The sequence below is a fragment of the Paenarthrobacter sp. 10L420 genome (assembly GCF_056395385.1).
In genome coordinates this window covers 1-22,956 of the sequence record NZ_JBFTJK010000036.1, presented here as the reverse complement: position 1 = coordinate 22,956, position 22,956 = coordinate 1, and the positions used below count along the sequence as shown (strand labels likewise).

Sequence of the window (22,956 nt, the reverse complement as noted above, 5' to 3'; positions counted from 1 at the left end):
GCCAGGAAGTGAGTGCTCCTTCGGGAAGAGCAGCTTCGAAGGTGGAGCGGTGGGGCAGCAGGTTGGGGTCTGCGATGACGATTCTCATGGTTACTTTCCCTGGAGGGCTTGGTTTGCTGTGCGTGCGGCAAATGTGGAGCCGCGGACGATGAGTTGGGAGCTGAGGTGGACCGCTTCGGTGGCGGTTGGCTTTCCAGCCATTTGCTCGAGAAGGAGCTCGAGGCCAAGGGCGCCGCTTCGGTCGATGGGGACCCGGACGGACGTCAGGCCTGGTTCGGCCGCGGCGGCAATGTCGAGGTCATCGATGCCCACCACGCTGATGTCTTCGGGGCAGTGATAGCCCAGCGTGCGGGCTCCGGCCAGCATGCCAATGGCAACGAGGTCGTTGTAGGCGATGACCGCCGTTGCGCCGCTGGCGACGACAGAGGCCGCAGCCGCCAGTCCGCCGTCGACGGTGGCATTTTGATTCCCGACCGTGACGAGATCAATGCTCCAGTCGGAGCAGAACTGGGTGATCGCGGCCAGGCGCTGGCGGTTGGCCCACGATGACGCAGGTCCTGGGATGTACGCGATTTTGCGATGACCCAAAGCGTAAAGGTGCTCCACTGTCTGTCGCAGCCCCTCCCCAGCCTCCATCAGGACACAGGCGGCATGCTCGGCTTCACCGTTGATGACGACCAACGGCGCGTTGCCTGCCAGGGTGTGAATCTGGTCCGAGGGGAGCCGGGGCGAGCACAGGATGATGCCATCAACTCCGGTGGCGAAACTCTCAAGATGTGCCCGCTCCCTGGAGGAGGATTCCGACGTGTCCGCCAGGACCATCCGGTGACGGCCATGCCAAGCCTGGTTCTGGATTGCCTTGATCAACGCAGCGAACACGGCGTTTGAGATGTCCGGAACGATGACGCCAAAAGTGCGGCTGCCGTTCACCCCGGGAATCTCGTAGCCCAGCTCATCCGCTGCGGCCATCACCTTCAGCCGCGTTTCCGCGGCCAGCCGCCCTGGATCCCCGAAAGCCCGCGAAGCCGTGGCCAGTGATACGCCAGCGAGCTTTGCGACGTCCGTGAGTTTTGCCGGCATGAGTCCTCCAGGTGCTCCATTGAAACCTTGCCCTTCCAGTATGGAAAGAGTTGTACAAGCTTGTCAAGGGTTTTCCATGAGCTGCATCACGCTTTTAGGGAAGTCCACTGAGAGCTTGCGCCGTTGAAGCGGCGCCTGTCTCAGTCCACCCTCGCTCTGCGGTAATCCGCGACGCTCTGCGATCGCGACTTTTGCAATTTCCGCAATGTTCGGTATGGTCAGTATCGACGAATTATTTAGTGATCACTACATAATTCGCTCACAGTGCTCTCGAGTCCCTGCCCAGCCTGTCTGGCCGTCCTTACAGGTTTGGGGCTTTGAGGTAGCGCATCACGTTTACAACGAGAGGAACACCATCATGACGGAAGTGAACACCCTCAATACAGAGGCTTTCGCTGACCTGGCAGGCATCCAGGCGACGGTCGCAGCAGTCACCGAGCAGCGCGAACTGGGGAAGGTCAGCTTCAGCATGCTCAGCGAGTCTGCTGGCGGTCTCACAGCCAAGACCATGACGGGTCCGCTCACGCAAGGGGGAGAGGTCGATGAATCACGCCGTGGAAAGTTCACTCTCCGCAGCGACGAGCCGATCGCCCTGCTGGGTACTGACACTGCTGTCAGCCCCGCTGAGTACATTCTTAAAGGGCTCGCTGCGTGCTACGTTGCCACTCTGGCGTCGCTGGCTGCGGGCAGGAGCATTCCGCTCAACCACATTGCCCTGACCTTGAACTTCGATATCGATCTGAGCGGCTTCCTCGGAATTGACAACAACGTTCGTAAAGGCGCCCAGCAGATTACCGTGGACGTCCAAATCGACAGCCCCGGCACGTCCCGGGAGGATCTGGAAGACCTGATCAAGGCTGTGGAGGCAACGTCACCGATCCGGGATACCTTGGCCAACCCAGTTCCCGTACTGACCCGCCTCGCCTAATGCCAAGGGCGCCCGGCCTCGACCACAGTCCTGGCCGGGCTGCCACGGTTATCCGGAACCAAGTCGTCACCACAATCGAAGAAACAATATCGTTCTCATGAACTTTGTAAGAGGTGGGATGGCTGAACGTAGATGCCACGGCCTATACCCCGGCTCGGATTCCAGCGATCCTGCATCTGTCCCATCTCCAGCAAGTTCAGAGGTCCAATAACTATGCAGTGGAAGCAGACTGGGGCACAGCAGGCCCTGATCGCCCTCGTGCAGATTCTCGCCCTAGCTGTTTGGTTCTCTGCATCCGCAGTAGGGCCTACGCTGCAGCACGAATGGAACATTAGTCCCACAACCGGGGTGTGGCTAACGGCGTCAGTGCAGATCGGTTTTGTTGTCGGTGCAATCACCTCAACGTCATTAAGCTTGGCGGACAAATTCCAGCCACAGCTTCTACTTGGCACGTGCGCCGCCGGCGCAGCTATTTGTACCGCGCTCCTTGCTGCCTTCGTCGTTGATCTCTCTCCGGCCCTCGGACTCCGGTTCCTTACCGGTGTCTTCTTGGCCGGCGTCTATCCCGTGGGCATGAAGTTGATGGCTTCCTGGTCCGCGCCCGCACTGCGAGGAAAGGCCTTCGGACTCCTGATAGGAGCCCTTACTCTAGGATCGGCCTCGCCACACCTCATCAGTAGCATCGGAGATCTCCCGTGGCGCAACGTCATCGCCGCCGCTGCAGTGCTTGCCGCAGCTGGTGCCGTGACAGCATTTCTGTTCGTTCGGCCTGGACCATTTCTAGAAAAACGAATGGTCAGTGCTAATCCTCGTTATGCCCTGACCATGTTCAAGGAAAATCGACCGCGATTGGCGAATATCGGCTATTTCGGGCATATGTGGGAACTTTATGCCCTCTGGACCTGGCTCCCGATGTACCTGCTGGCAAGTCAGCTGACAGATCAGGTCGAACCGTATGAAATCGGGCTTACAGTTTTCGGCGCAATGGGTATGGGTGGGGTAGCCGGAGCCACGTTTGGCGGCTGGGCTGCGGATCGTTGGGGACGTCCCCGGGCCGCCGCCGCTGCCTTGGCCGTGAGTGGTACGTGCTGTTTGGTTTCACCCTTTATGTACGGGGTCGGAGGACCATCCAAGATTGCTTTCCTCATGGTTTGGGGAGCTGCAGTAATCGCCGATTCCGGTGTCTTCTCCACTTCCCTCAGTGAAAGCGCCGATCAGCGATACATTGGAACTGCGCTCACGACGCAGACGGCGCTCGGGTTCCTTCTGACCGTCATAACTATGCAGCTTGTCCCGCAATTCGCTGTCATCGTTGGATGGCAATACGCGTTGCTGCTGTTGGTTCCAGGACCACTCGTCGGCTTTCTGGCTATGCAAAAGCTGGCCCAAAGCGAGTCGGATCTTGAGAAGCAAACGGACGCGACTCCCACATAGCCGCCAGGGTCCCAAGCCCTGCGGAAACATGAGACCACCTCCGAGCACCGGTCAGATGTCGGATGGTTGGCACAGCGAGCCGGTGTACCAAGCACCCACAATCCTTTGGGTGGATTTGGTACGTCTTACGCAAATCCTGCCGCTTCGACGGTCTCACTGCCAATCGAAAATAGGCCAGCGGGAGCTTTATCCGGCCGGTGCAGATCAAGCGGCTCTTTGCCACCCCGGAAGGATCCATTTCTGTGGCTTGATGGGGCTTGGTGCGCATCTACGCGGCGTCTGGGGTTTCCCCGCCCAGCGCCGCGTCGATCAGTACTTCGGCTGCCTTTCGCGCCTGACCGGCAGCATCGGACGTGCCGGCGATGGCCGCCGTCGTTTGCGCGCCCTCTGCAAGGATCGAGACTTGCGGCGCCAGGTAGGCCGGCGCACCCGCCTCCCCTGAGAGCTTGCCTACATACTCTTGGAACGATTCTTTATGCTTCCGAGCATAATCGGCAACTTCGGGGCTGACGGCCCCGAGCTCGGCGAAGCTGTTGATGAAACCGCATCCCCGGAACGAGTCCTGGGCGAACCACTGCGCCAGGTAGTCGAAGATGGCAAGGAGTCGCGCACGCGGAGTCGCAGCCTGGCGGACCTTCGCTTCCAACCCTTGCTTCCAGGACTGGTGCCGGCGCTCCAGCACTGCCATGACGATACTGCTCTTCGACGGGAATTCCTGGTACAGCCTCTTGAGAGAGACGCCGGCCGCAGCACGCAGTTCGTCCATGCCGACGGCCTGGATTCCCTTCGCGTTATAGAGCTCATCAGCGGTCTTGACGATCCGGGTGCGAGGCTCGGAGATATTCATGCAGCAATTCTACTTGCAGAGAGAACGATCGTTCTATAGTGTGTGATAACAGAGTGAGAACGAGCGTTCTCCCCTTCGAGGCAAGGAACAGAATCATGGGCTTCATCAAGGTCGCGACCGAGAACAGCACGGACGTCGAGCTCTACTACGAGGACCACGGCACGGGCCAGCCTGTCGTCCTAATCCACGGCTACCCACTGGACGGAGGCTCCTGGGAGAAGCAGTCGGCTGCCCTCTTGAACGCCGGCTACCGCGTTATCACGTACGACCGCCGGGGGTTCGGAAAGTCCAGCAAGCCGACCACGGGTTACGACTACGACACCTTCGCAGCCGACCTCAACGCCGTCCTCGAGACCCTGGACCTGCGCGATGCCGTCCTTGTTGGTTTCTCGATGGGCACCGGCGAAGTAGGGCGTTACATCGGTACATATGGGGAAGCCCGCGTAGCCAAGGCAGTATTCCTTGCTTCCCTTGAACCGTTCCTCCTGCAGACCAAAGACAACCCCGCCGGCGTCGCGTCCTCTGTGTTCGACGGCATCCGAAACGCCGCCATTGAGGACCGCTACGCTTGGTTCACCAACTTCTACAACGACTTCTTTAATACTGACAACTTCCTTGGGAGCCGCCTCAGCGAGGAAGCCCTGCGCAATGCATGGAACGTCGCCGCCAGCTCGTCTTGGTACGCGTCCTTCGCCGTCGTCGATTCATGGTTGACGGACTTCCGCGCCGACATCGAGCAGGTCACCGTGCCGGCCCTGATCGTCCATGGGGCGGACGATCGCATCCTGCCGATCGACGCGACAGGCCGCGAATTCACCAAGCGCCTTCCCTCCGCTGAGTATGTGGAAATCGAAGATGCACCGCACGGCATGCTCTGGACGCACGGCGCCGAAATCAATGAGGTCCTGCTGCGCTTCCTGGCCAAGTAGCAGCTCCGTCGAAGTGCGCCGGTCCACCTTCCGGCGCACTTCGCCGTAAGCCGGCTTCCGGACAAGAGTTTCGTCAGTAGGTGACATTCTGTGCGAGAGTGACGGATCGTCGACGAGCTCTCGTATTGTCCCGACATGCGCTAGGCCCCAAATTGCCAATTTTTCCTCGATTTGAACGCGGCTCGTTGATTGTTTAACTCCATTGGGCCCGCCCTGACGGTTTGACAGAGCGTCGATGGCAAATCTTGAAGGGTTCCAAACGAGGTCGAGATTCTCGACGGAGTCTTCCCGAGTAGCGAAACCGGAGAGCTCAGAGCCTTCCGGACGATCTTTCTTGATACATGATTCTGGCTGGCAATGGGTTCCGCTTAACGGGAAACCGGCAGATTCGCGATGGCTTCGTCCAGCTCTTGCAGTCGGAGGCTGTCACCCGGGTTGGTCGCGATGTGTGAGTAGCGGACTACCCCGTCCCCGTCCAGAAGTATTCCGCCGGACTGCTGAATCAGCCCAAATACCCGACGGAGCAGGCCGGCTTCCTCGTGGGCCGTCCCGGTGCGCCCGGTGACAACATCGAGCGGCACACTTTTCGCTGTTTTCCATGCGGCTGCGTCGTCCGCACCGGTCGGAAGTGCAATGACGACGTCGACGCCCTGTCCGTGAAGGGTATCCCTCTGTGCCGCCAGCTTGCGGACGGCACTGTTGCATTGCTGACAAGTGGGTGCCCTCATGAAGTAGACGAAGGTGGCGCGCCCTGACGGGAGCGCGAACTCCTTGCCGTCAGTGTCGATGAGGTCCAGATGCAGAACGTTCCCGTTGACTACGCTCATGTCGGTAAAACCCCCTTATATAGTAAAGTCTATTGATAGTCAGGCTACTTGAGCATATCGTATCTTCGGCCGGGGGCGGTAGTGTTGTCCCTGATGAAAAATCCTCCTGAGCTCCCTATGGCCCTCCTGGCCAACCGGGTCTTCAAGGTGTGCGAAGCAGACTTCTTTGAAGCACTCGGCGGAGCAGGATATAGCGACATCCGGATGCGCCATACTGCCCTGTTCGAGGCGCTCGACGACGAGGGAACCCGGGGTAGTGTACTGGCGGGAAGGCTCGGCATGACTCAGCAAGCGATGACTCAACTGCTCGACGACACCGAAGCTGCCGGGTACATTACCAGGATCCAGGATGCGACCGATCGGCGGGCCCGCATAGTATTGCTCACCGAGCAGGGGCGGGCGGCGGTCGAGCTTTGCTACACCCTCCTCGAGAGTATTGAGCGCGAGTACGCGTCGCTCCTCGATGACGGCGACGAGTACGAATCGCTAAAGCGAGGACTTACCCGCCTACTCAACACGCTCACTGCACGGCCATGAAAAATATCGGCGGGAGACACGGATGCAATCCGCCCCGGGCGGTTTTCTCTCTCATCGCTCGCGGCCCTGAAGTCCTGCCCGGCCTCGTGGGGCTTCCACACCGCAAGGGTTGACTCTTCTCGCGCTTGAGGTCGGAGGATCAAGGAGTGCAACCGTTAGGAACGAGACTCGTTGTGGTTCGCGGGTGCGACCGTGAACCACAACGAGTATCACTGGTGGGCCCGTCGCCCAATCAGCCAAGGGTCAATTAAATCGTTTCGTTGATGCCGCCTCTACGGCACGGCCGTTGCTGAATACGGGACCGAGTCATTAGTTCGACGGTGCGCCGACAGGCTGCGTAGGTGGTGCCGTCTTGTTGACGAAGTTCCTCAGAGCGTCACGGACTGCGAAGTACGCCGGCTTGGGGTTGTAATTCTCGTCGAACATGCACGGCTTCGCTCCCGGGAGCCATGTGTAGAGGTGCTTGTCGGTGAAGCCCCAGACGCTGATTTCAGTGATGCCGGCGTTAAGCGCCTCGGTGACGATGTCGCCGTAGATCTTCGCCTGTGAGACGGGGTCAAGTGTGTGCACGTCCAGCTCTGCGACAGAGACCTCAAGTCCCAGCCCGTGGAAGAAGTTTGTCATCTCGGTGATGACTCCGGGCGGAGGTCCCTCGAGCGTCTCGTGCATCTGCAACGCAACGCCATTGATCGGCACGCCGTCGGCAACGAGGCCCGAGACTTGGTCGTACAGTTCCTGCCGCTTTCCCGGGAGTGACTCCACAAGGTTTTCGTTGAGGAACAGCTTCGCCTTTGGGTCGGCGTTATGCGCGATCCGGAATGCTTCTGCAATGTAGCCCGGGCCGAGGGCGTTATAGAAGTCGTTGTGCTGAAGGCCCCCACCTGTCGTCTCCAGCGCCTCGGTTACAACGTCCCATCGGTCCATCTTGCCTTTGTACCGCTTCATGATCGTGTTGAAGTGATTGACCATAGCGGCACGGAATGCGACCGGATCATTGATCTTGGCCTTGAGGTAGTCGGGGTTGCAGCAGCTTGAGATGAGGCCGTGGCCCTTGACCTGCATGTTGTTCGCTTTGCCGAAGGCGGCCAACCGGTCAAGGCCGTCGAAATCGAAGATGCCCTCCTCCGGTTGAACGAATTGCCACTTCATGTCGTTCTCGGGTGACAGGCTGTTGAACTGCCCAGCCAGAACCTCCCTGAACAGGGGTTCGGAGAGATAGTTCGGGGGCCGGCCATCGGCGGTTGACGTCATGCCCTTGATCGAACCCGATCCGATGATGAGGCCGGCTTTCGCTGCCTCCTCGCGGAGCGAGCCGATGCCCTCGTCCCCCGCTGCGGGGAGCGTATCTGAGGTTGGCCCAGGCGTCGTAGTTGCCGTTGCGGTTGGGGTAGTGAATGCCGACATGGTAAGTCCAAGACTAACTGCCGCGAGCATGGCTAGAGTTCTTTTCGTCTTCATTCGGGGTGAATTCCTTCGAGTAGTTGACTGCCAAAAAGCGCTCTCGGCCGCGCAAGATGACTGCTCGAAGTACGAACCAGCTACGAATGCGCATGATGGGTGCCGGCCCAGGGTTGGGGGCAGCATTGCCATTCCCGCCGTGGCCAAGGTAAGCCAGCGACACCGAGATTTGCTTCGGTGGTCCAAAGCGTAAACCGAATTTGTGACAGGTGCAACAATTTCATGTGATGATTCGTGTATTGAGCGGAACATGATCGCGGCGGCGAAGGCGATCAACGCGGCGAAGATGGCTGTGTGGGGTGACGGGACGCACCGGGTGTGGGTATCGCTGGATGAGGTGATCGTGACCATGCGTGAGACCGGCAGGGACATGTCCTCCAAGCACAAGGAAACTGGGATGGGCGGTCTGGCTGTTAACGTCGTCGAATGCTGAGGGGCACTCTCAAGGGACGCGTCAGAGTGTCGGGGACCGCACCCACGCTCCTGAGGACCCAATGGGATCTCAGCCCCACGTTCCCCAGCATGTGAACACGGATGTTTCTAATGGGATCTTTGGGCTAGGGCATGTCGAGTTGGGTTTTGTACGCAGTGCTTTTGTTGGTGTTCCAGCCGGCGATGATGCCGGCTCCGAGCATTTGGTCGCTGAGGCGGGCGAAGCGGTAGCCGGGGTCGGTGTCGAGGGCGAGTTGCATGTATTGGTGTGCTTTGCTGCCACGGCCTTGCCACCAGTTGATGTAGCCGATGGTGGTGAGGATGGGGGCTGCGTGTTGGGTGCTGGTTCTTGTGTAGGCGTGGAGGAGTAGTTGTTGTGCCCATTCGATGCGTGACCATTTCGGTGGGGTGTTGGTTTGGGCGAAGAGGATGTGTTGGGGTGGTTCGTCGATGCCGGGGATGTCGGCCATGAGCCGGTCACGTATGTGGGGGAACTGGAAGTTGGCGATGAGGCTGAGGCAGTCCTCGTCAGTGGGGAAGTCCTTTGATTCGAGCATCCTTATCCAGAGCCTGCTCGCTTCTCGTGCGGCTTCGTCAGGGGGTTGTGTTCGGACGGATTGCATGCGTTCCTCGACGGCGGTTGATTTTGCTGCTTCCTGTGTCGCGGCTGGGAGCATGATTCGGTTGGTGGGTTCGATGGTGCTGCCGCGGTAGATGAATTCGGCATTGACCTGGCTGTACTCAGTGGAACTGATGGGCAGACTGATGTCCTGCCCGGGCTCGCTGTCGTAGGGGGAGTAGGTGTCGTCGCTGACGAAGATCCCGTCGCGGATCATGACGCCATTCTCTGCGAGAACTGCAGTGAGCGCGGCGATGGTTGCTGCGTGCGGTTTGGGCTGTCCTGGCTCCGATTGGGTTGAGGTGTAGACGGCGAAGACGATGCTAGTCGCGGTGGTGTCGCTGGTCAGGTAGCTGCTGACGGTGCGGGCGTAGGCGAGTTCGTTTCCTGGTTGGCGCGGGAGGTCGATGCGGAGGGTCGCGCCGACTTTGTTCTTGTCCAGGGTGATGCAGACGAGGCTCTCCGTCGGCCAGAAACCCAGGGTATGGCCGATAAAGCTGAGTAGGTCTGCTGGGTCTTTGATGGTGAGCTCATTCATTATCCTGTTCCTTTGCCGTGTTGTTCTGTCGTTGGTCTTGTTGGCCGTTCTGATAGGGGACCTGTCCGCTGGGGTTAGGGGCTGGAGTGCAACTTGGGGGACCGGGACGCGGCCGGAAAGTTCGGGAGGGAAATAAGCGACGCAGGAGCGCCGAGCGAAGTTTCCGAGTCGGATCCGGCGCTGAGCGCCCTGGTTGCGCGGAGGACCCGCCCAGCGATGATCGAAATATCAGAATGACAAACAGCGGTTTTGCTTCTGACCGTTCATGGGCGGACCTGCCCTCCACGCCATGACGCCGGCGGCTCTTGTTCTTGGGCGTGGGACCTCGGCTGGGTCATGGGCGAGGTCGCGGGTTGCAGGCACTCCTACGTCAGCGTGCGCGCCTGGCCGCGGCTGGCGGCTTAGTTTTCAAAGCAGCGGTGTCTACCGGCGTCCTAGATATTGCCGATGGGGACGGGTCGACGCAGTGAATTTGGGCGAGTGGTGTGCTGGTTCTATACACCAGACATATGCGCCGTTATCGGCGGCCTCCACGCAGGACTTTCTCTATCCACCTGCAGCGGCTGCATACCTATGCCTCGCCTTTATGGTCACCACACCGCCCGTGGTGTCCGGACGACGTCGTGCCGTCGATGGTTGGGCCTCAACTGACTGACAGACACAATGATGCTCTGAGACACATCACCTTTCCGCAGAGTTGACCAACTCTTCGACGCCGTAGGCCCCGGCGAGTAGTAGTTTGTCAAGTACATCGAGAAGTGCCGACCTTTCGCTGGCCACTCGACTCTGTGCGAGTCCGCGCAGGATCAATTGTCCGACGTCTCTGGAATCTGCCGAGGCACCCGTACGGGTGTCCGCCGCGTCTACCGCGGATAGTTCAACAAACCGCTCGGCGGCAAGGAGCGCCAGGGTATTGACCCTGTCCGGAGCGCTCTCCAACGTCATGAGCAGCCGCGAGGCCGCCTGTCGGAAGCTGGGAGACGCTATGAGCGCTATAAGAACACTTTCAAATGGACGCAGAGCTTCTCCGCGCAATGCATCGGCGACGTGCGCTGCTTCGTTGCGAACTTCTTCGGATTCATCTAGAAAGAGTGTTTTCAGCGTCGCCGCAGCCACCTCCGTGTTCGCCGTGTGGGGAAGTCGCCGCGCCGCAGTTCCTGCTGCTCCTCGTCGTGCGGCTGTGTCTTCGCTCTGTAGCAACAGGGTTAGATGTTCAGGAACTCCCCACTCCAGGCTGGCGAGAACTGCAAGCTGGCCGGCTCGCTCCCGCACCTGCTCTTTTCTCGATGACAGCATTTTCTCCACGAGCGTACTGACCGCGGCGGGATCCTGCTGGCCAATGTATACGACGAGCCGAAATACGGAAGCCGTTTCGAGCAAGACCTCATCGTCTGTTGCGATGAGACGCCAAAAGGCGTCAATGGCCGCTGGCCTTGCCAGCCTCATGGCTGCCCCAATCAGGCGAGCGACGCATGTCCGAACTGGGGTGGAGTTGTCCTCTGCCAGGCGATTTAGTGCAGGAGCTACGATGGCGATGCGGGTGCCGTCTGTGTCAAAGGCTACAAGGTCAGTCATGGCTTCCACCAAGCTCCCTCGCGACGTGTTGATCCCGGCCATTTCGACGTCGGATGGTTCTGCGCCGCTGTGGTCCCCGAGGTGGTTATGGTCCTCATAAGGCTCAGTCGCAGCCGTTAAGCGACCCATTATTTTTTCGAGGATGTCTAGTGGGGCCGTCTTGAGGTACGGCCGGAGGGCGGAGCCTATCCAGCGATCTATCTCAGTGTGGCCGATGGAAGCTAGGTGAGATATTGCCCTGAATACGGCGTCTGTATCGGTAGCCGCGTCTGCCTCGCCGATGCCCCTAAGGATCGCGCTGCCGTAGGAAGGGTTGATGTCTGAAGTTATTCGTAGTGCAAGATTAGCGAATCTAGACGGGTTACTCTTCGTAGCCTCCTGCAACACCTGAGCTTGTTCGTGGGCACCTCCGACAAAATTTGTGTAGCCCTCGCGCTCACTGGAATGTCTTGCCATAGCTTGGAGCCAGTTGTCGTCGTTCATGTTGGCGGCTGCTTCACGCGGTATTGGTGCCCGGTACGAACCACCAATAACTCCCTCTGGTTCCGAGGGACGGTCGACCCCGAACGTGCGTCGGTATTCATCTAGCCGACGGCGGCCGACGTCGGAAAGCCTGGTGGCATCCAGCGCAGTTAGGAGGGTGAACGCATACCAGCCACGTTGGCGTCTCTCCCAGGAGAAGGTGAGATCGCGGATTTCCTCCTCAATCCGGTTGAACTGCACGTCAGTAAGATGATCACCAATTGCTTCCAATACTTGCCGTGTCGCCCAAACGCCGTTCGATGCGTATCCGCTTAGAAGCCTGTGACGACCCTCTAGCAGCAGCTCCGCTGCCCAACCGGAATAGGCCTCCCCATTTTCTGCGATCGCCTGATACAGAAGCCATTGGGCGCTGTCGTGTGGATCCAGCGCTAGCTGCTCAAGCATTGGCAGTATCTCTGTGGGGCTACTGCCAGCGAGCATGCGTAAGGCATCTGCTGCGCCGGTGAAAAGCACACTCTCCAGATCTCTGTCTGGTGTAGAAACGGGGAAGCGGTATGAAAAGTGGTGATCTCTAATGGGCTTGTCACTTTTGGGGTCGTAGGCGGTGGCTTTCATTACACGAAGGAGGTATGGGATGATCCCTTCACAGTAGGCGCGGGGTGCCCCTGTGGCCGCGGTCCGGGCAAATTCAGCAGCGTGGTAGTCACTGCTCTTTAGCGCTGCAACTTGGTTGTTTGAGTTAAGGGCCATGGATCCAGGGCGCTCAACGAGAAAAGCGGTGAGGACTTCCACTGCCCATTCAGGGTGCTGCTTTGGTAGTTGAAAGAGAGTTAGCCACAGAGAGTTTTCGTGGCCATCAAAGGACTTTCGCTTGACGGCGTCGACGACGAGTTCAAACAATGGGCGGCTTGCTCCAAGGTCAGCAACGCGCGCAACGCTGCGAATGCACACGGCGTACGAGGTGGAGTGGGCCTGCCCTGCCAAGAGTTCTGCCAGCCGATGGGGTGCCGTCTTGGCCACACCAGACATCAGATACAGGGCCCGTTCTTGGACTTCTCCGTCGGTGCTAAGCCATCTAGCAATATATCCATCGCGATCCATGCGCTCGAACCACTCTTGAGGGTTCAGCCGTGGCCATATCCTCGATAGTACAAGTGGGGCCGCATCCACCACTTCTACTAGCATCTCGGCTTCCGCTTCTGTCGGTGCGTGGAGGTCGCCGAGTACAGCCAGAGCTGCATCCTTTATGTGAAAGCGAATCCCGTTGCTTGTTAGAAGAGATCGAACTTCATCGACAAAGCGGGTCGGGTCAACAGCCCGGAGATGCGCCATGATCTGGCGCACTTGCCCGCGTCGGAATAGCTCCTGCGCCCCAGCTGTAAGGAATTCCTCAATCGACTGGCCACGGTTGATCCATTGCCTGGCGAAAGCATAGTCAAACAGTGCCTCGTGGAAGAACGCGACTTTCGCTCCGTCGCGAACCAAAAATTGCTCGGACACCAGGATGGCGGCATCATCAGACAGGTCCTCGAGATCCAGCACGCTGATAGGGACCGCCAGTTCTTGGCGGTCGCTAATTACTTCGGACAGGCGTCCAACGACCTGTGCGAACCGAACGCCTTCGCGACGGCGACGTGCCGCCTGACGTTTGTGCTCCCAAAATGCATCAAAGAGGCTCTGGCTGTTGGCGAAGTTGAGTGCATTGGCCTCGTGCGCAACTGACGACAACAAGGTCAGATGCAGTGGCAGGCGGAGAATTTCCATCTGACGCTGAGTTAGGTTTTCGGCCGGCAGGCCGAGCGAGTTTATGGCCATCGTTATCTGTGGATCCGAAAGGGGAACCACGGTGAGGACTGTGGCCTCAAGACGGTCTCTCAAGTTGCGGATTCGGTGGTCGTTATCAAGATCAAATTGGCGGCACGCCAGAACGACGTGCAGGCCTGGAATAGCTGCGGCTTCGCTGACAAGGTCAGCAACCACGTCAAAGTTCTCGGGTAGGCGCCCGGAAACCAGACTGACGGCATCGAGTTGGTCGACCACCAGGATTGCGGGTGAGCCAGTAGCGGCGGCCGCCAAGGCTGTTGCGGGAGAGACGTCTAGGTTCAATTGTTTGCCCAGGTCGCTGGTCGATGCGAGAGGTCCGTAACGGTCCAATCGAATTACCAGCGTGGGGATCCCGTCGTTTTGTAGCCCAACGAGGGCTTGTTGGAGAACTGCAGTCTTTCCACCCCCCGCCGCAGCAACAAGAAAATGAACGCGTTCGGTCGCCGTAATCATAGCCCTCAATTGAGCAGCCTCGCTTCGACGGATGACGGGATGCATCAATTGCTGCTCGACCCGATCAGACCATGCAGTTGAGTGCGATTTCACCCGCTCCCCAAGCGCTTGCCTGCTGAATGCTAGTCTCCGCTGGACTCCATAGGACTCTAAATCCCCCAGGATGTGCTGCGGCGTGAGTACAACGTCGAAACTGTCATCGATAATCTCGCCTAGTGCTGCGCGTACTTGACTTCCAGTTCCGCCCTGCAGCAGCAACTCAGCAATTACCGCATTGCTGCTGCTCAGTTCAGACTCATCAACAAGTCGAACATGAAGACGGCGGAGAACTTGATAAGCGGCGAGCTGCTCGCCGAAGACATTGACTATTTGAGAAAATAGGGCGTCCAGTCGGCGGGGGAGAGAACCCAGAAGGAACGAGGGCAGGTCATTCGAGTTCTTTGCCCGCCCCGCCAATTCTTGCAGCGCCCGGAATGGCACCATCGAGACGAAATGGTACTCCCGGCCGGCGTCGACGTGTCGTTTGGCCGAGGCCCAAACGTCGAGTCGCGAAAGCATTCCGACGTTCCACTCGTTAGCGTCGCCAGATTGCCGTTTGACTTGGTGGGCCTCAACGGTGCCGTTTTGACGCTTGAGTAGGAACTCCACGCCCTTACCCGCATCGCCCAGCGGTTCAATCCGTACCCATTCGGCTTGGCCGCTTAGGACTTCGAGAAGTCGGGCCACTGTCCAGGAACCCTCATAGCGATTGCCGATCTTGTCGGCTTCACCGCCTGGACGTGGGCTCACCTCGACTCCTGTCTAAGTATCGTAAGCAAACAGCAGATTCCTGTCTTCCTTAATTATGTAGTTCGAACAGACCAGATGCTCCTCGTTAGCCAGCTCGACCGATATAAGCGAGTTACCCAAGGCGATCTGTTAATCGATGCGAGGCATTTCTGGTTCCCAAACACTTTCCTAGAACCGACAGATTCCGAACAGTCTCCAAAGGCAAATAAGACCAAGGCCCCACATCGCCGACATGCTGCGCTTAGAGTACCTAACCTGGCAGGAGATCCGGAGGACATCACTGAGGATGAACTCCACCTCGCCGCCTGGGCCCCGGAAAAGAGGTCTATTTCGCCAAATACGGGTCGAAAGTCTAAGAACTGGAGGCCATGTGTCGCGTCCCGAACTACCTGCGTCGCCCCCGAATCGACCGTACAAAGTTGCCACGTTCAAGATCGCTCCAGTCCCTAGAGAATCGATTAAGGAGAGGAACATCGCGATCCCGTTTTGTAGGTTTTTCTTTCCATGCCGCTGACATTTGAGGCCCCGCCTCTGAGCGAGCGGCCTTTACTAGCTTTCCGTAGGCAGCGCTGACCCTTTTCGGCCCATGTATCTGGATCAGCGCTGAGTAGTATGCGATCCGTGATTGAATTTCACTGACGTGCTTGGTCAAAGCGGTCCGGGTGCTATGGGAACCGTCGCGCCTACGCAATAGGTATGGCGCTTCGAGGTAGTCTTCGACGGCCCGTAGAGCTTCGCTGTAGATGCTGGCAAGCCGCTCGCGTCGTGCCAATTTCTGTTGAAAGCTGTATCCCAGAATGGCTATTCCTGCTGCCAGAACACCGGCTATCAGTGTAGCGGTTCCATCCCACGTTATTGATTCCATGGCCCCCGATGAGGTCTGTTCAGGCGAGGGCAATACAGAATAGGGAACTCGTGTCATGCTGACCTTTCAATGAATTCCGTGGGCAGCTTCAGGGCCAAGCCAGTGGCCACCGGCTAGGCCGCCCGTGTGTCGCCAGTAGGTTTCGAAGAATACGTGGTCCACAGCCAGCTCCAGAAGTGACAAGAGACCTCGCTTGGCAGTCCACCGACGGTCGATGGGGTCGCCCGGGTAGAAAAGACAAAGGCTTCCATCTGGCATGCGATGCGGAGAGAGTTCCTTCGGATCCGCGTACACTCGAGGATAATCATCGGGCATTAGTCCGTAGGTGTCGTATCGAGGCCGGGCCTCGAATTTGACCACCATCGGTACCGGTGATTCTCGTCCTCTTACGTCTAACCCTTCGTGGAGGTAGGTCAAGGCGCCATGCTCGAGCTGAACTGTCAGAGCCCGCCCGAATCGCCTTTTTGCGTCTTTCTGAAATGGAATTCTCCACGCTGCAGAGTTGCCGTACCAAGTCGCAACGGCGAGTTGATTGCCGGCTTTAGTCTCGTGTCGAGCGTTGCAGGGATGGCTGAGGGCGACGGCGTTCTGTTGGCTACTTAGGGACGCCATGAACGAACGTTAATCCGACTGCGGTTGGTGGCGGCTCCGGTTCCCGTAACCAGGGCAGGGGCACCGTATGCTTTGCTGTCTTCGGCCTTGTGGGCAGCAACCCGGCGGGCTTCTTCCTCAAGAACAAGCCTCTGGTTTGGCCGGGGAAGCATTTCTTCATCCTTGAAGAGCTTGGCAAGCTCGTCGAGGGCAAGCGTAGGGTAGCCGTCCCGTTCCAGAGAAACTGCGAGATCAATGCTTTCGAGGGCCTTTCGCAAAGAACGGACAACCTCGGTTCGCGGTTTGTTGGTTCGGATGGGGTGCAGTGCCACCCGGGCAGGATCGGGAGTTTCTCCCTTGGATAGTTGATCGACGGCGTGCTCGAGCCATGCACGTACTCCGGCGATCATGGTCGTCGGTTCGGCTACAGAAGTTAGCGCCAAGGCCTTAATGTTCCACGAGCAGAGAGGCTTGTCGTGGGTTCGATTCCAATGCTTTACCAGACGTACGACTCGGGCGTATGCAATTCCTGACGATTCATTTGCATCGCGAATCAGCTCAGTGTGAAGTTCGGGGTGAGACCGATCCCACGTATCGTGTCGAGGTATGTAGAGTCCCAGCGAGTCCGGGTTGTCCACCGCGACTATCACATCGGCTGTGAAGTCCGGCAAGCCCTTTGCGACAGGGTCCAGAAACCTGATGAGGATGGATCGTTTTCTGCCCTCGACTTCGACGGCCAGGTCTCCGTACTTGTCCTTCAGCCCGGAGCGGATGGCATTTGCAGCCCTCTGCTTAAGGTCGTCCGGACCTTTGAGCCCGGGGCCGTATTTATTATCCGGGTCTGGCACCACAACACCAAGGTCGACATCGGTTAAGGGGGTCAGGGCGTCGCCATGTGCGATGCTACCGTTGACATAGATGCGGCTTCCAGCGAACTCTGCGCCAAGTGCGACGGCGATAGCGTTTCGGCGCTGACGTGCCTCTTCAAGTTCTTCGGCTGAAACTTGTATTCGGATCCTCGCTGCGTTCAGGGAGTATTCAAGCGTTTGAGTTGCTACGACTGTGAGCACTAATGGAACCATCCTCGCCTAAAGGATCCTAGAACCCTCAGCGGCGATGAGGGCACTCGAGCGATTGCTTCGCCCCGGGGCAAAGAGCCCCTTCCCGCCCCATCGCGGTGTGGTCAATCCTGATACTACATGTAGTAGGAGATGTTACCGAGAGGCACAACATGCTGTATTACATGCTTGTGATTTATCCATCGTTACAGCATTTTCTCAATGGCCTCGCAGGACTTGCTCAAGACTTCATCAAGATGTTTCGCCTGTTGGCGTGAGCTGTGGCATGCTACGGCCGTCGTGACGAAACCCTTCGCGGTTGCTGTCCTAGTCTGGCCGCTGCAGTTCCACAGACGACATTACGGGGTGGAGGTGTGCTGTCGGCCTGGTCTGCAATCACGACCTTCCCCTTCTGCTAATGGAGAACCGAGAATGCCGTGTTTCTGTCGCCGTGAGTCATGTAGCTTCGGATTGGTTCGCGCATGGAAAACCGAAAGGATGAAAATGCGATGAAGGCTTACTGTCTAGGTCTGGGTAGCTCTGCTCCGGTTTCGGTTTGCCGTGCGGCCTCTCTGCGGACTGTGGCGCCCGCTGTGGGCCTTGCTGAAACGCGCCGATGTTTCCTCGATTCAGGCAAGAACAAGTGTGGACAATGTCCACACTTTCCGCCTCGGATTGGCCCGTACAGCCGACGGACTGGCCCGGATTCCGCATGTTTCAGGGGGTTCCCAGTGTTTGCAAGGCCCGGAATCGCCTTCGAGTCCCACCTCGGGCACGGCATATCCCCTCGTCAGAGGGGGTTTTTGCTTTAATGTGTGTACATTCTGGTCGTCACGTCCCTCTGACACTGGCCGCGGGGTGTGCCTGGCGCCGCGGGTCGCCTGTTTGGTTGTGGGGAGCGGGCTCAGGGTCCTGGCGGGTTGGCCCTCCGCATGCTTTGAACTGGGGTTATGTGTTCCTCTCTTGGTGCGTCTGGTCGGTCGTGGTTGGCCTACACATCTTCATGGGTACGGCGGCTGAGCACAGCATGACTTCGCGATCCTTCGTCAAAGTTCTTGGTTTAGGCTCGTTCCTGGCGTGAGAAGGCCGGGCCGGTCGGTACTTTGTCAGGCCAAAGTGGGTGTGGACAAAGTCCACACTTAAATCTTCTTTACTGTGACTGCTTGCGGCCATTGGCTCATCCCTCCTTTCGTCTTCATCTACTCATTCATGTGAGTGGCCATAGCGACATGACGCGTTTAAAAAGGCACGGCTTTCATGCGCGTCAACGTGGTTTTAGACGAGGCCCGACTCCTGTGCCGTTCGGACATGAGCGCTCAGTCGACGCGATGCACAGTGTTGCCTGGGTTATTGTGGGCGCACTCATTTATCCAGAGGTGTGAAAGGAGCGGCGGCACGGTCGTTGGCGTCAGGGCATCTAACTAGTGTCGATGCAGGAGCCTGTCCGCTATTAACGCGGCCTATGGACAGGAGCAGCAAACCAAACAACTGCCGATATAGGTGCATTCCGTTTCGACGGGCCATTGGCTGAGCCTCTAGTGCCGGGCCACATGTGCCATAGTCTGTGGTGCATATGCATATATGTGACGCAGTCCCAGGCTCTGGGCGGTTAGGTACGTTCTTGGCCTGATCGTAGCGAGACTGTCTTCACGATCGCCACGGCTTTTCCCTTCCCGCCTGATCCTCCTGAGGCTCGGCGGCCCCGTATATATATCGGGAGTTGGTCTGGACTGCTGGACCATCAGGCAGTGGGGCAGCGTTGGAAGGCAGGGGGAAGCCTCGCAGTCGGCGTTTGCGGGGCCAGAGGAATGTCGCTGCAATTGAGCGCGTGAGTCGCGATTGCGCAGCAGGCTTGTTGCGCAATCGTTCAAGTCGCCTCGCCTCTTGAGGGTGGAGGCGTCCCTGCCCCCTCTAAACCCTCAAGCAACTAGGCCAAAGGCCGAGAAGCACCCTTCCGTCAGCCTGAGCTAGGGGAGAGGCGCCTATGCTCAGTGAGCAGCAGACAATTAAAGTTGAAGCCAGCTCCGTCCAGGAAGCCCTACCACATTTGGCTGCCCTCGTGCCTGGGGCTGGGAACTTCGACAGAACCGGACCGAGAAGTAAGGACGAACCCGACGCGAGTCTGCGGGAGACTCAAGCGTGGGGTCCCGTAGCTGCTCCGCAAAATGGGGGGAGATGCGGAGACGCCGCCACGACCGTAGACATGCACCCGCTGCAGCAGCGAATCGAATCCCTTTCGTTGCTAACCGAATGAGAATTCCCTTTTGGCTTCCCCCTGCTTCCCGCCCCTTAACGGCTTCCATTCGTCAGACTGCCGACATGGTCCGGGATGTGTGCGGCGGCCGAAGTCGCTAGGACACCTTCGGCGCCAGCATATCCAGGAGCGCGTCGCCAGAGTGTGGGGCCGTGTTGCCCGTTCGCGCTGACTAGGACAGGGCTTCCCGCTCTTCATCCGATAGTCCCAAGGGGCCTGAGGCCACCTAACGCTAGCGATACCCCCCTTAGCAATACGGACAGGATTCAGGGCGCATTAAACTCAGCGGCGGTCCGGGACATGATGCGCAGGAGCGCGCCGACTTCGAGGTGGCTGAGTCCCAGCTGGGCCGCTGAGTCGAAATAGGAGCTCACCGCATCAGTAAGGCGGTGCTCGATGTCGGCAGCTGTGAAAGCCTGCGCCACTGAGGCCAGCGCCGCAGAGTGCACCGCGTTTGACGCTTCGGATCCGATAAAGTCCTGCCGTTCGATCTGGTCAACGGACGCATCTATCGTCGAACCGGCAAGGCCGAGCGGAATTCGTACCAGAGGAGCCATGACGTCGGCTGAAATACCTAACCGATCAGCGTAGGCCACCGCCTCAAGGAACGACAAGACACTGGCGTAAAAAATCGATCCGAGAGCCAGAGCTAAAGCGTTGGCTTGCGCGAGGTCTGAACCCACGTAGTGAATTGGGCCAAGCGACGCTAGGAGGGAGCGAACTTCCTCGATAGACCCTGTTGGACCTGAATACAGTATGTCCCCCTCGGGGTGCCCGATGGCTTCGGGTCGGCACAGCACGCCACCTTCTACGTAGCGACCGCCCCGCGTCGACACCAACTCGGCAAGTTCGCGAGCCTCATCTGTCGTTCCCCAGGTGAGGTTGATCACAGTGCGCTCCGTTAGGTCGAGCTGATCAGCCATAGCGTTCTTCAGAGCGCGATAGTCCAAGACTGAGGCGATGACCACAGGAGCACCCAAGATGGCACTCGTCGGGGTAGGCGCCACTTCCGCGCCCTCGTTCGCCAAAGGCTCGCACCTCGTCGCGGTTCGGTTCCACACCAGGACACTTCGACCGTCGGCGAGTAACGCCCGGGCGACTGCAGCCCCCATGTTGCCCATCCCCAGCACAGCTACGTCGGCCATCGGGTTACCTCGATTTCTTGTGGTCTTGCGTGTCGTTAGGAGAATCGCGGATGCGGGTTTAGGCCCGTCAGCTGACCAGCTTAGGAGCTGACGAGAGCTGGGATTCGAATTCGCTGCGATCCCAGTAGAAGCGCTCATGGACGATCCTGCCCTGACTGAACGTCTCGACGACGCAATAGCGCATCACGACGTCGTGGATATCCGAAGGGGATCCAGCATCGGGCGAATACTTAGCGTTCACCTCTAGCTCGGCAAAGACCCGGTTACTGCTCGTCGCAACAGAAGCGATCGTGACCTGGACTTCCGCTAGGTGAGCGAAATACTCGGTCAGGAACCTCCGGATCTCAGAGCTCCCAACCCACAGCGAATCCGGCTCGCTCATGTCTTGAAGTACGGCTTTATCATCAAAGGAAGTCATCAACATGTCGATGTCCATCTGGCCGTATGCAGCCATTTGAGTCTTGAACAGCTGGAGATTCGTGTCGTTCAACTGGTACTCCTCATATGAGACAGGGTTTCACTTATCTTGTCGGCGGCTGCCCGCCCACTGTTGATGGCGCCGTCGATCCAGTTGCGCCACACGGAATCGTCGAGATCGGTACCCGCGAATACAACACGTCCGTCCGGCGTATTCATGACGCGTACGAACTCCAGGGCTTGTCCCGGTGGGTCGACGCGGTAGCCGCCGCGGAAAAGTGGGTCGGCGCACCAGTCGTGAGCATCAACGGCGAGGACCTCGGCGTCGGGGAAGTACTCTCGAACCGCCACCTCTGCCTCCTCGCGCGAGAGCGGGTCCGAAAGCGATTTGTCGTCGCCGAAGGCAACCATGACGCAGGAGCCGTCCTCGCACTCATAGCCGAGAATGAGGGAATGGAGCCTGCCCGATCCGAGCGTGAATGACCGGCGAGGAATGTTTCTCACTAGGAAGGAGCCTTTGTACGCGCGGCCGAGGTGATCCTCGGCAAGAAGTTCCACTTTGCGCGGACCGAGCTGCGGTGAGAACTCCACCTGGCGAAGGACGTTAGTCGGAATCGCCATCACGCAAGCCTTGGCGTGGATCACCTCTCCGCTTTGTGTCCGGACAGTGACGCCGTGGTCGTTCTGATGCACCTGCGTGACAAGATGGTCAAGCCGTACCTCAAGGCCACTGGTGTCGATCATTTTCTCTAAGAGCACGCCTGCGCCGCCAACGAAGCGCTCACTGAGGCCGGTGTAGAACCCCACGGGGCTGTGACCGAATCCAGCGGTCTGTGCAATGGCGCCGAACACCGAAACGGCACGTGGGTCCGCGCCGGAGTACCACGCAATGAGCGCATAGAACAGATCAGTCGTTGCAGGACCGAGGTCCATCCCGTGGATGAACGCCTCGACTGAGATGTCGAGGTCATTCAGGGGCTGTTGGCTGAGCGGCTGGCTGGGAGCGATGCGCCTGGACGCGTCCCGCAAGCGCATGAATGCGCGCTCAAGATCGGGCAATTCTGACATTGGCACCGGAAACGGGCGGCGGATGCCATCCGTGATGAACGCTGCATTCTCTGCTGGGACATCGGTCTTGACCTGGACGCCGTATCGAGCGATTTCTCGACGAATGTTGGGTTGGAGAGCGCGACTGATCCAACTGCCCCCGAGCTCGACCGTTAAGTGCTCCTGTCCCTTAAAAGTTCGCGCGTAAGTCCGACCGCCAACCCTGGTGCCGCCTTCCAGTATCACGACTGAATGACCGCGCTCGGCAAGGTCCCGGGCCGCCACGATACCGCTGAAGCCGGCGCCAACGACCACGACGTCTTGCGTTCTCGCCATCATGCATTCCTCCTAGCATTTTTGCCTCTAGGCCCCCATAGAGCGCGGGCTTCCCCAGCCACTGTCGGCGGGGCCGGCCGCGAATTGCGGGTAGACATCTAAATCCTGCCCGGCTGTCGTGCTGACAGTCATGCGAGTTTTTCCAATGCAACGCCGCCAGTGTCGGTATCGTCACGATTGTTGCCACGATACGAGACTCGGAGTCGACTGCGTCCGTCTACTCCGGTCTCGGATGATAATCCCTGTTCTTAGCCGCCGTTCGAGACGCGGAATACCGGCCCAAGCTCCCATCGGAACCGCCCTTCTGAAAAGTTGCGGCCGGAAGGTGGTGGTCTGTTGGTATGTCATGGCTCACAAGTTGCCATGCTGCACTTCGTAATCTTCCCTAGCCCATCCCGTTGGCATCTGGGGAAAGATAATCGTAAGGCCATGGCTTTGCGTCGGATGACGCCGCTCGAGAATGCCATTTACCAAGTGAGGACAAAACAGT

At 58.7% G+C, this 22,956-nt stretch carries 14 protein-coding genes and 1 pseudogene; 5 read left to right on the top strand and 10 right to left on the bottom strand.

Annotated elements, in window-relative coordinates; translation table 11 throughout:
* Window positions 1–90: 90 nt before the first annotated feature.
* Window positions 91–1,080 (bottom strand): LacI family DNA-binding transcriptional regulator, encoded by a 990-nt coding sequence (locus AC1DD5_RS24940; protein ID WP_477523023.1) that lies wholly within the window; start codon window positions 1,078–1,080, stop codon window positions 91–93.
* Between the two features lie 358 nt (window positions 1,081–1,438).
* On the opposite strand from AC1DD5_RS24940, the gene AC1DD5_RS24935 reads away from it, so the two are divergent.
* Together AC1DD5_RS24935 and AC1DD5_RS24930 are read left to right on the top strand one after the other, a co-directional pair.
* A complete protein-coding gene (locus AC1DD5_RS24935) occupies window positions 1,439–2,008 on the top strand; it encodes an OsmC family protein (RefSeq protein ID WP_477523022.1) in 570 nt (189 codons plus the stop codon).
* 213 nt (window positions 2,009–2,221) lie between these two features.
* Window positions 2,222–3,442: an MFS transporter gene (locus AC1DD5_RS24930; RefSeq protein WP_477523021.1), complete on the top strand. Its 1,221-nt coding sequence runs from the start codon at window positions 2,222–2,224 to the stop codon at window positions 3,440–3,442.
* Between the two features lie 268 nt (window positions 3,443–3,710).
* Here AC1DD5_RS24930 and AC1DD5_RS24925 read toward each other — a convergent pair whose 3' ends face one another.
* Window positions 3,711–4,289 carry a TetR/AcrR family transcriptional regulator gene (locus tag AC1DD5_RS24925; protein WP_477523020.1) on the bottom strand — a complete coding sequence of 193 codons (579 nt, stop codon included), beginning with the start codon at window positions 4,287–4,289 and terminating at the stop codon, window positions 3,711–3,713.
* A 95-nt stretch (window positions 4,290–4,384) separates the two neighbouring features.
* Here AC1DD5_RS24925 and AC1DD5_RS24920 point away from each other — a divergent pair, with 95 nt between their 5' ends.
* Entirely contained in the window at window positions 4,385–5,218 is an 834-nt protein-coding gene (locus AC1DD5_RS24920; RefSeq protein ID WP_477523019.1) for an alpha/beta fold hydrolase, read from the top strand.
* Window positions 5,219–5,586: 368 nt separating this feature from the next.
* On the opposite strand, the gene AC1DD5_RS24915 is transcribed toward AC1DD5_RS24920, so the two are convergent.
* Window positions 5,587–6,045, bottom strand: a complete 459-nt coding sequence (locus AC1DD5_RS24915) for a peroxiredoxin family protein (protein ID WP_477523018.1) — start codon at window positions 6,043–6,045, stop codon at window positions 5,587–5,589.
* Between the two features lie 93 nt (window positions 6,046–6,138).
* On the opposite strand from AC1DD5_RS24915, the gene AC1DD5_RS24910 reads away from it, so the two are divergent.
* A complete protein-coding gene (locus AC1DD5_RS24910; RefSeq protein ID WP_477523017.1) occupies window positions 6,139–6,582 on the top strand; it encodes a MarR family winged helix-turn-helix transcriptional regulator in 444 nt (147 codons plus the stop codon).
* A gap of 309 nt (window positions 6,583–6,891) precedes the next feature.
* Here the strand turns inward: AC1DD5_RS24910 and AC1DD5_RS24905 are convergent, their stop codons facing one another.
* Window positions 6,892–8,040 carry an endo-1,4-beta-xylanase gene (locus AC1DD5_RS24905; RefSeq protein WP_477523016.1) on the bottom strand — a complete coding sequence of 383 codons (1,149 nt, stop codon included), beginning with the start codon at window positions 8,038–8,040 and terminating at the stop codon, window positions 6,892–6,894.
* Window positions 8,041–8,275: 235 nt separating this feature from the next.
* On the opposite strand from AC1DD5_RS24905, the pseudogene AC1DD5_RS24900 reads away from it, so the two are divergent.
* Window positions 8,276–8,473: pseudogene (locus AC1DD5_RS24900) on the top strand (L-serine ammonia-lyase, iron-sulfur-dependent, subunit alpha); the annotation flags it as partial.
* 124 nt (window positions 8,474–8,597) lie between these two features.
* Here the strand turns inward: AC1DD5_RS24900 and AC1DD5_RS24895 are convergent.
* From AC1DD5_RS24895 to AC1DD5_RS24870, 6 genes are all read right to left on the bottom strand, one after another.
* On the bottom strand, window positions 8,598–9,629 hold the full coding sequence (locus AC1DD5_RS24895; RefSeq protein WP_477523015.1) for a DUF4192 domain-containing protein: 1,032 nt from the start codon (window positions 9,627–9,629) through the stop codon (window positions 8,598–8,600).
* 681 nt (window positions 9,630–10,310) lie between these two features.
* Window positions 10,311–14,690, bottom strand: coding sequence for an NACHT domain-containing protein (locus tag AC1DD5_RS24890; protein WP_477523014.1), 4,380 nt, complete (start codon window positions 14,688–14,690; stop codon window positions 10,311–10,313).
* Window positions 14,691–16,217: 1,527 nt separating this feature from the next.
* The gene (locus AC1DD5_RS24885; RefSeq protein WP_477523013.1) at window positions 16,218–17,279 is read right to left on the bottom strand and encodes a nucleotidyltransferase domain-containing protein; all 1,062 of its coding nucleotides are present in this window, start codon (window positions 17,277–17,279) and stop codon (window positions 16,218–16,220) included.
* Window positions 17,280–19,787: 2,508 nt separating this feature from the next.
* The gene (locus AC1DD5_RS24880) at window positions 19,788–20,666 is read right to left on the bottom strand and encodes an NAD(P)-dependent oxidoreductase (protein ID WP_477516775.1); all 879 of its coding nucleotides are present in this window, start codon (window positions 20,664–20,666) and stop codon (window positions 19,788–19,790) included.
* A 67-nt stretch (window positions 20,667–20,733) separates the two neighbouring features.
* Window positions 20,734–21,156 carry a nuclear transport factor 2 family protein gene (locus AC1DD5_RS24875; RefSeq protein ID WP_477516774.1) on the bottom strand — a complete coding sequence of 141 codons (423 nt, stop codon included), beginning with the start codon at window positions 21,154–21,156 and terminating at the stop codon, window positions 20,734–20,736.
* Entirely contained in the window at window positions 21,153–22,469 is a 1,317-nt protein-coding gene (locus tag AC1DD5_RS24870) for a flavin monoamine oxidase family protein (RefSeq protein WP_477516773.1), read from the bottom strand. Before AC1DD5_RS24870 ends, AC1DD5_RS24875 begins: the two co-directional genes overlap by 4 nt.
* Between the last annotated feature and the right edge of the window lie 487 nt (window positions 22,470–22,956).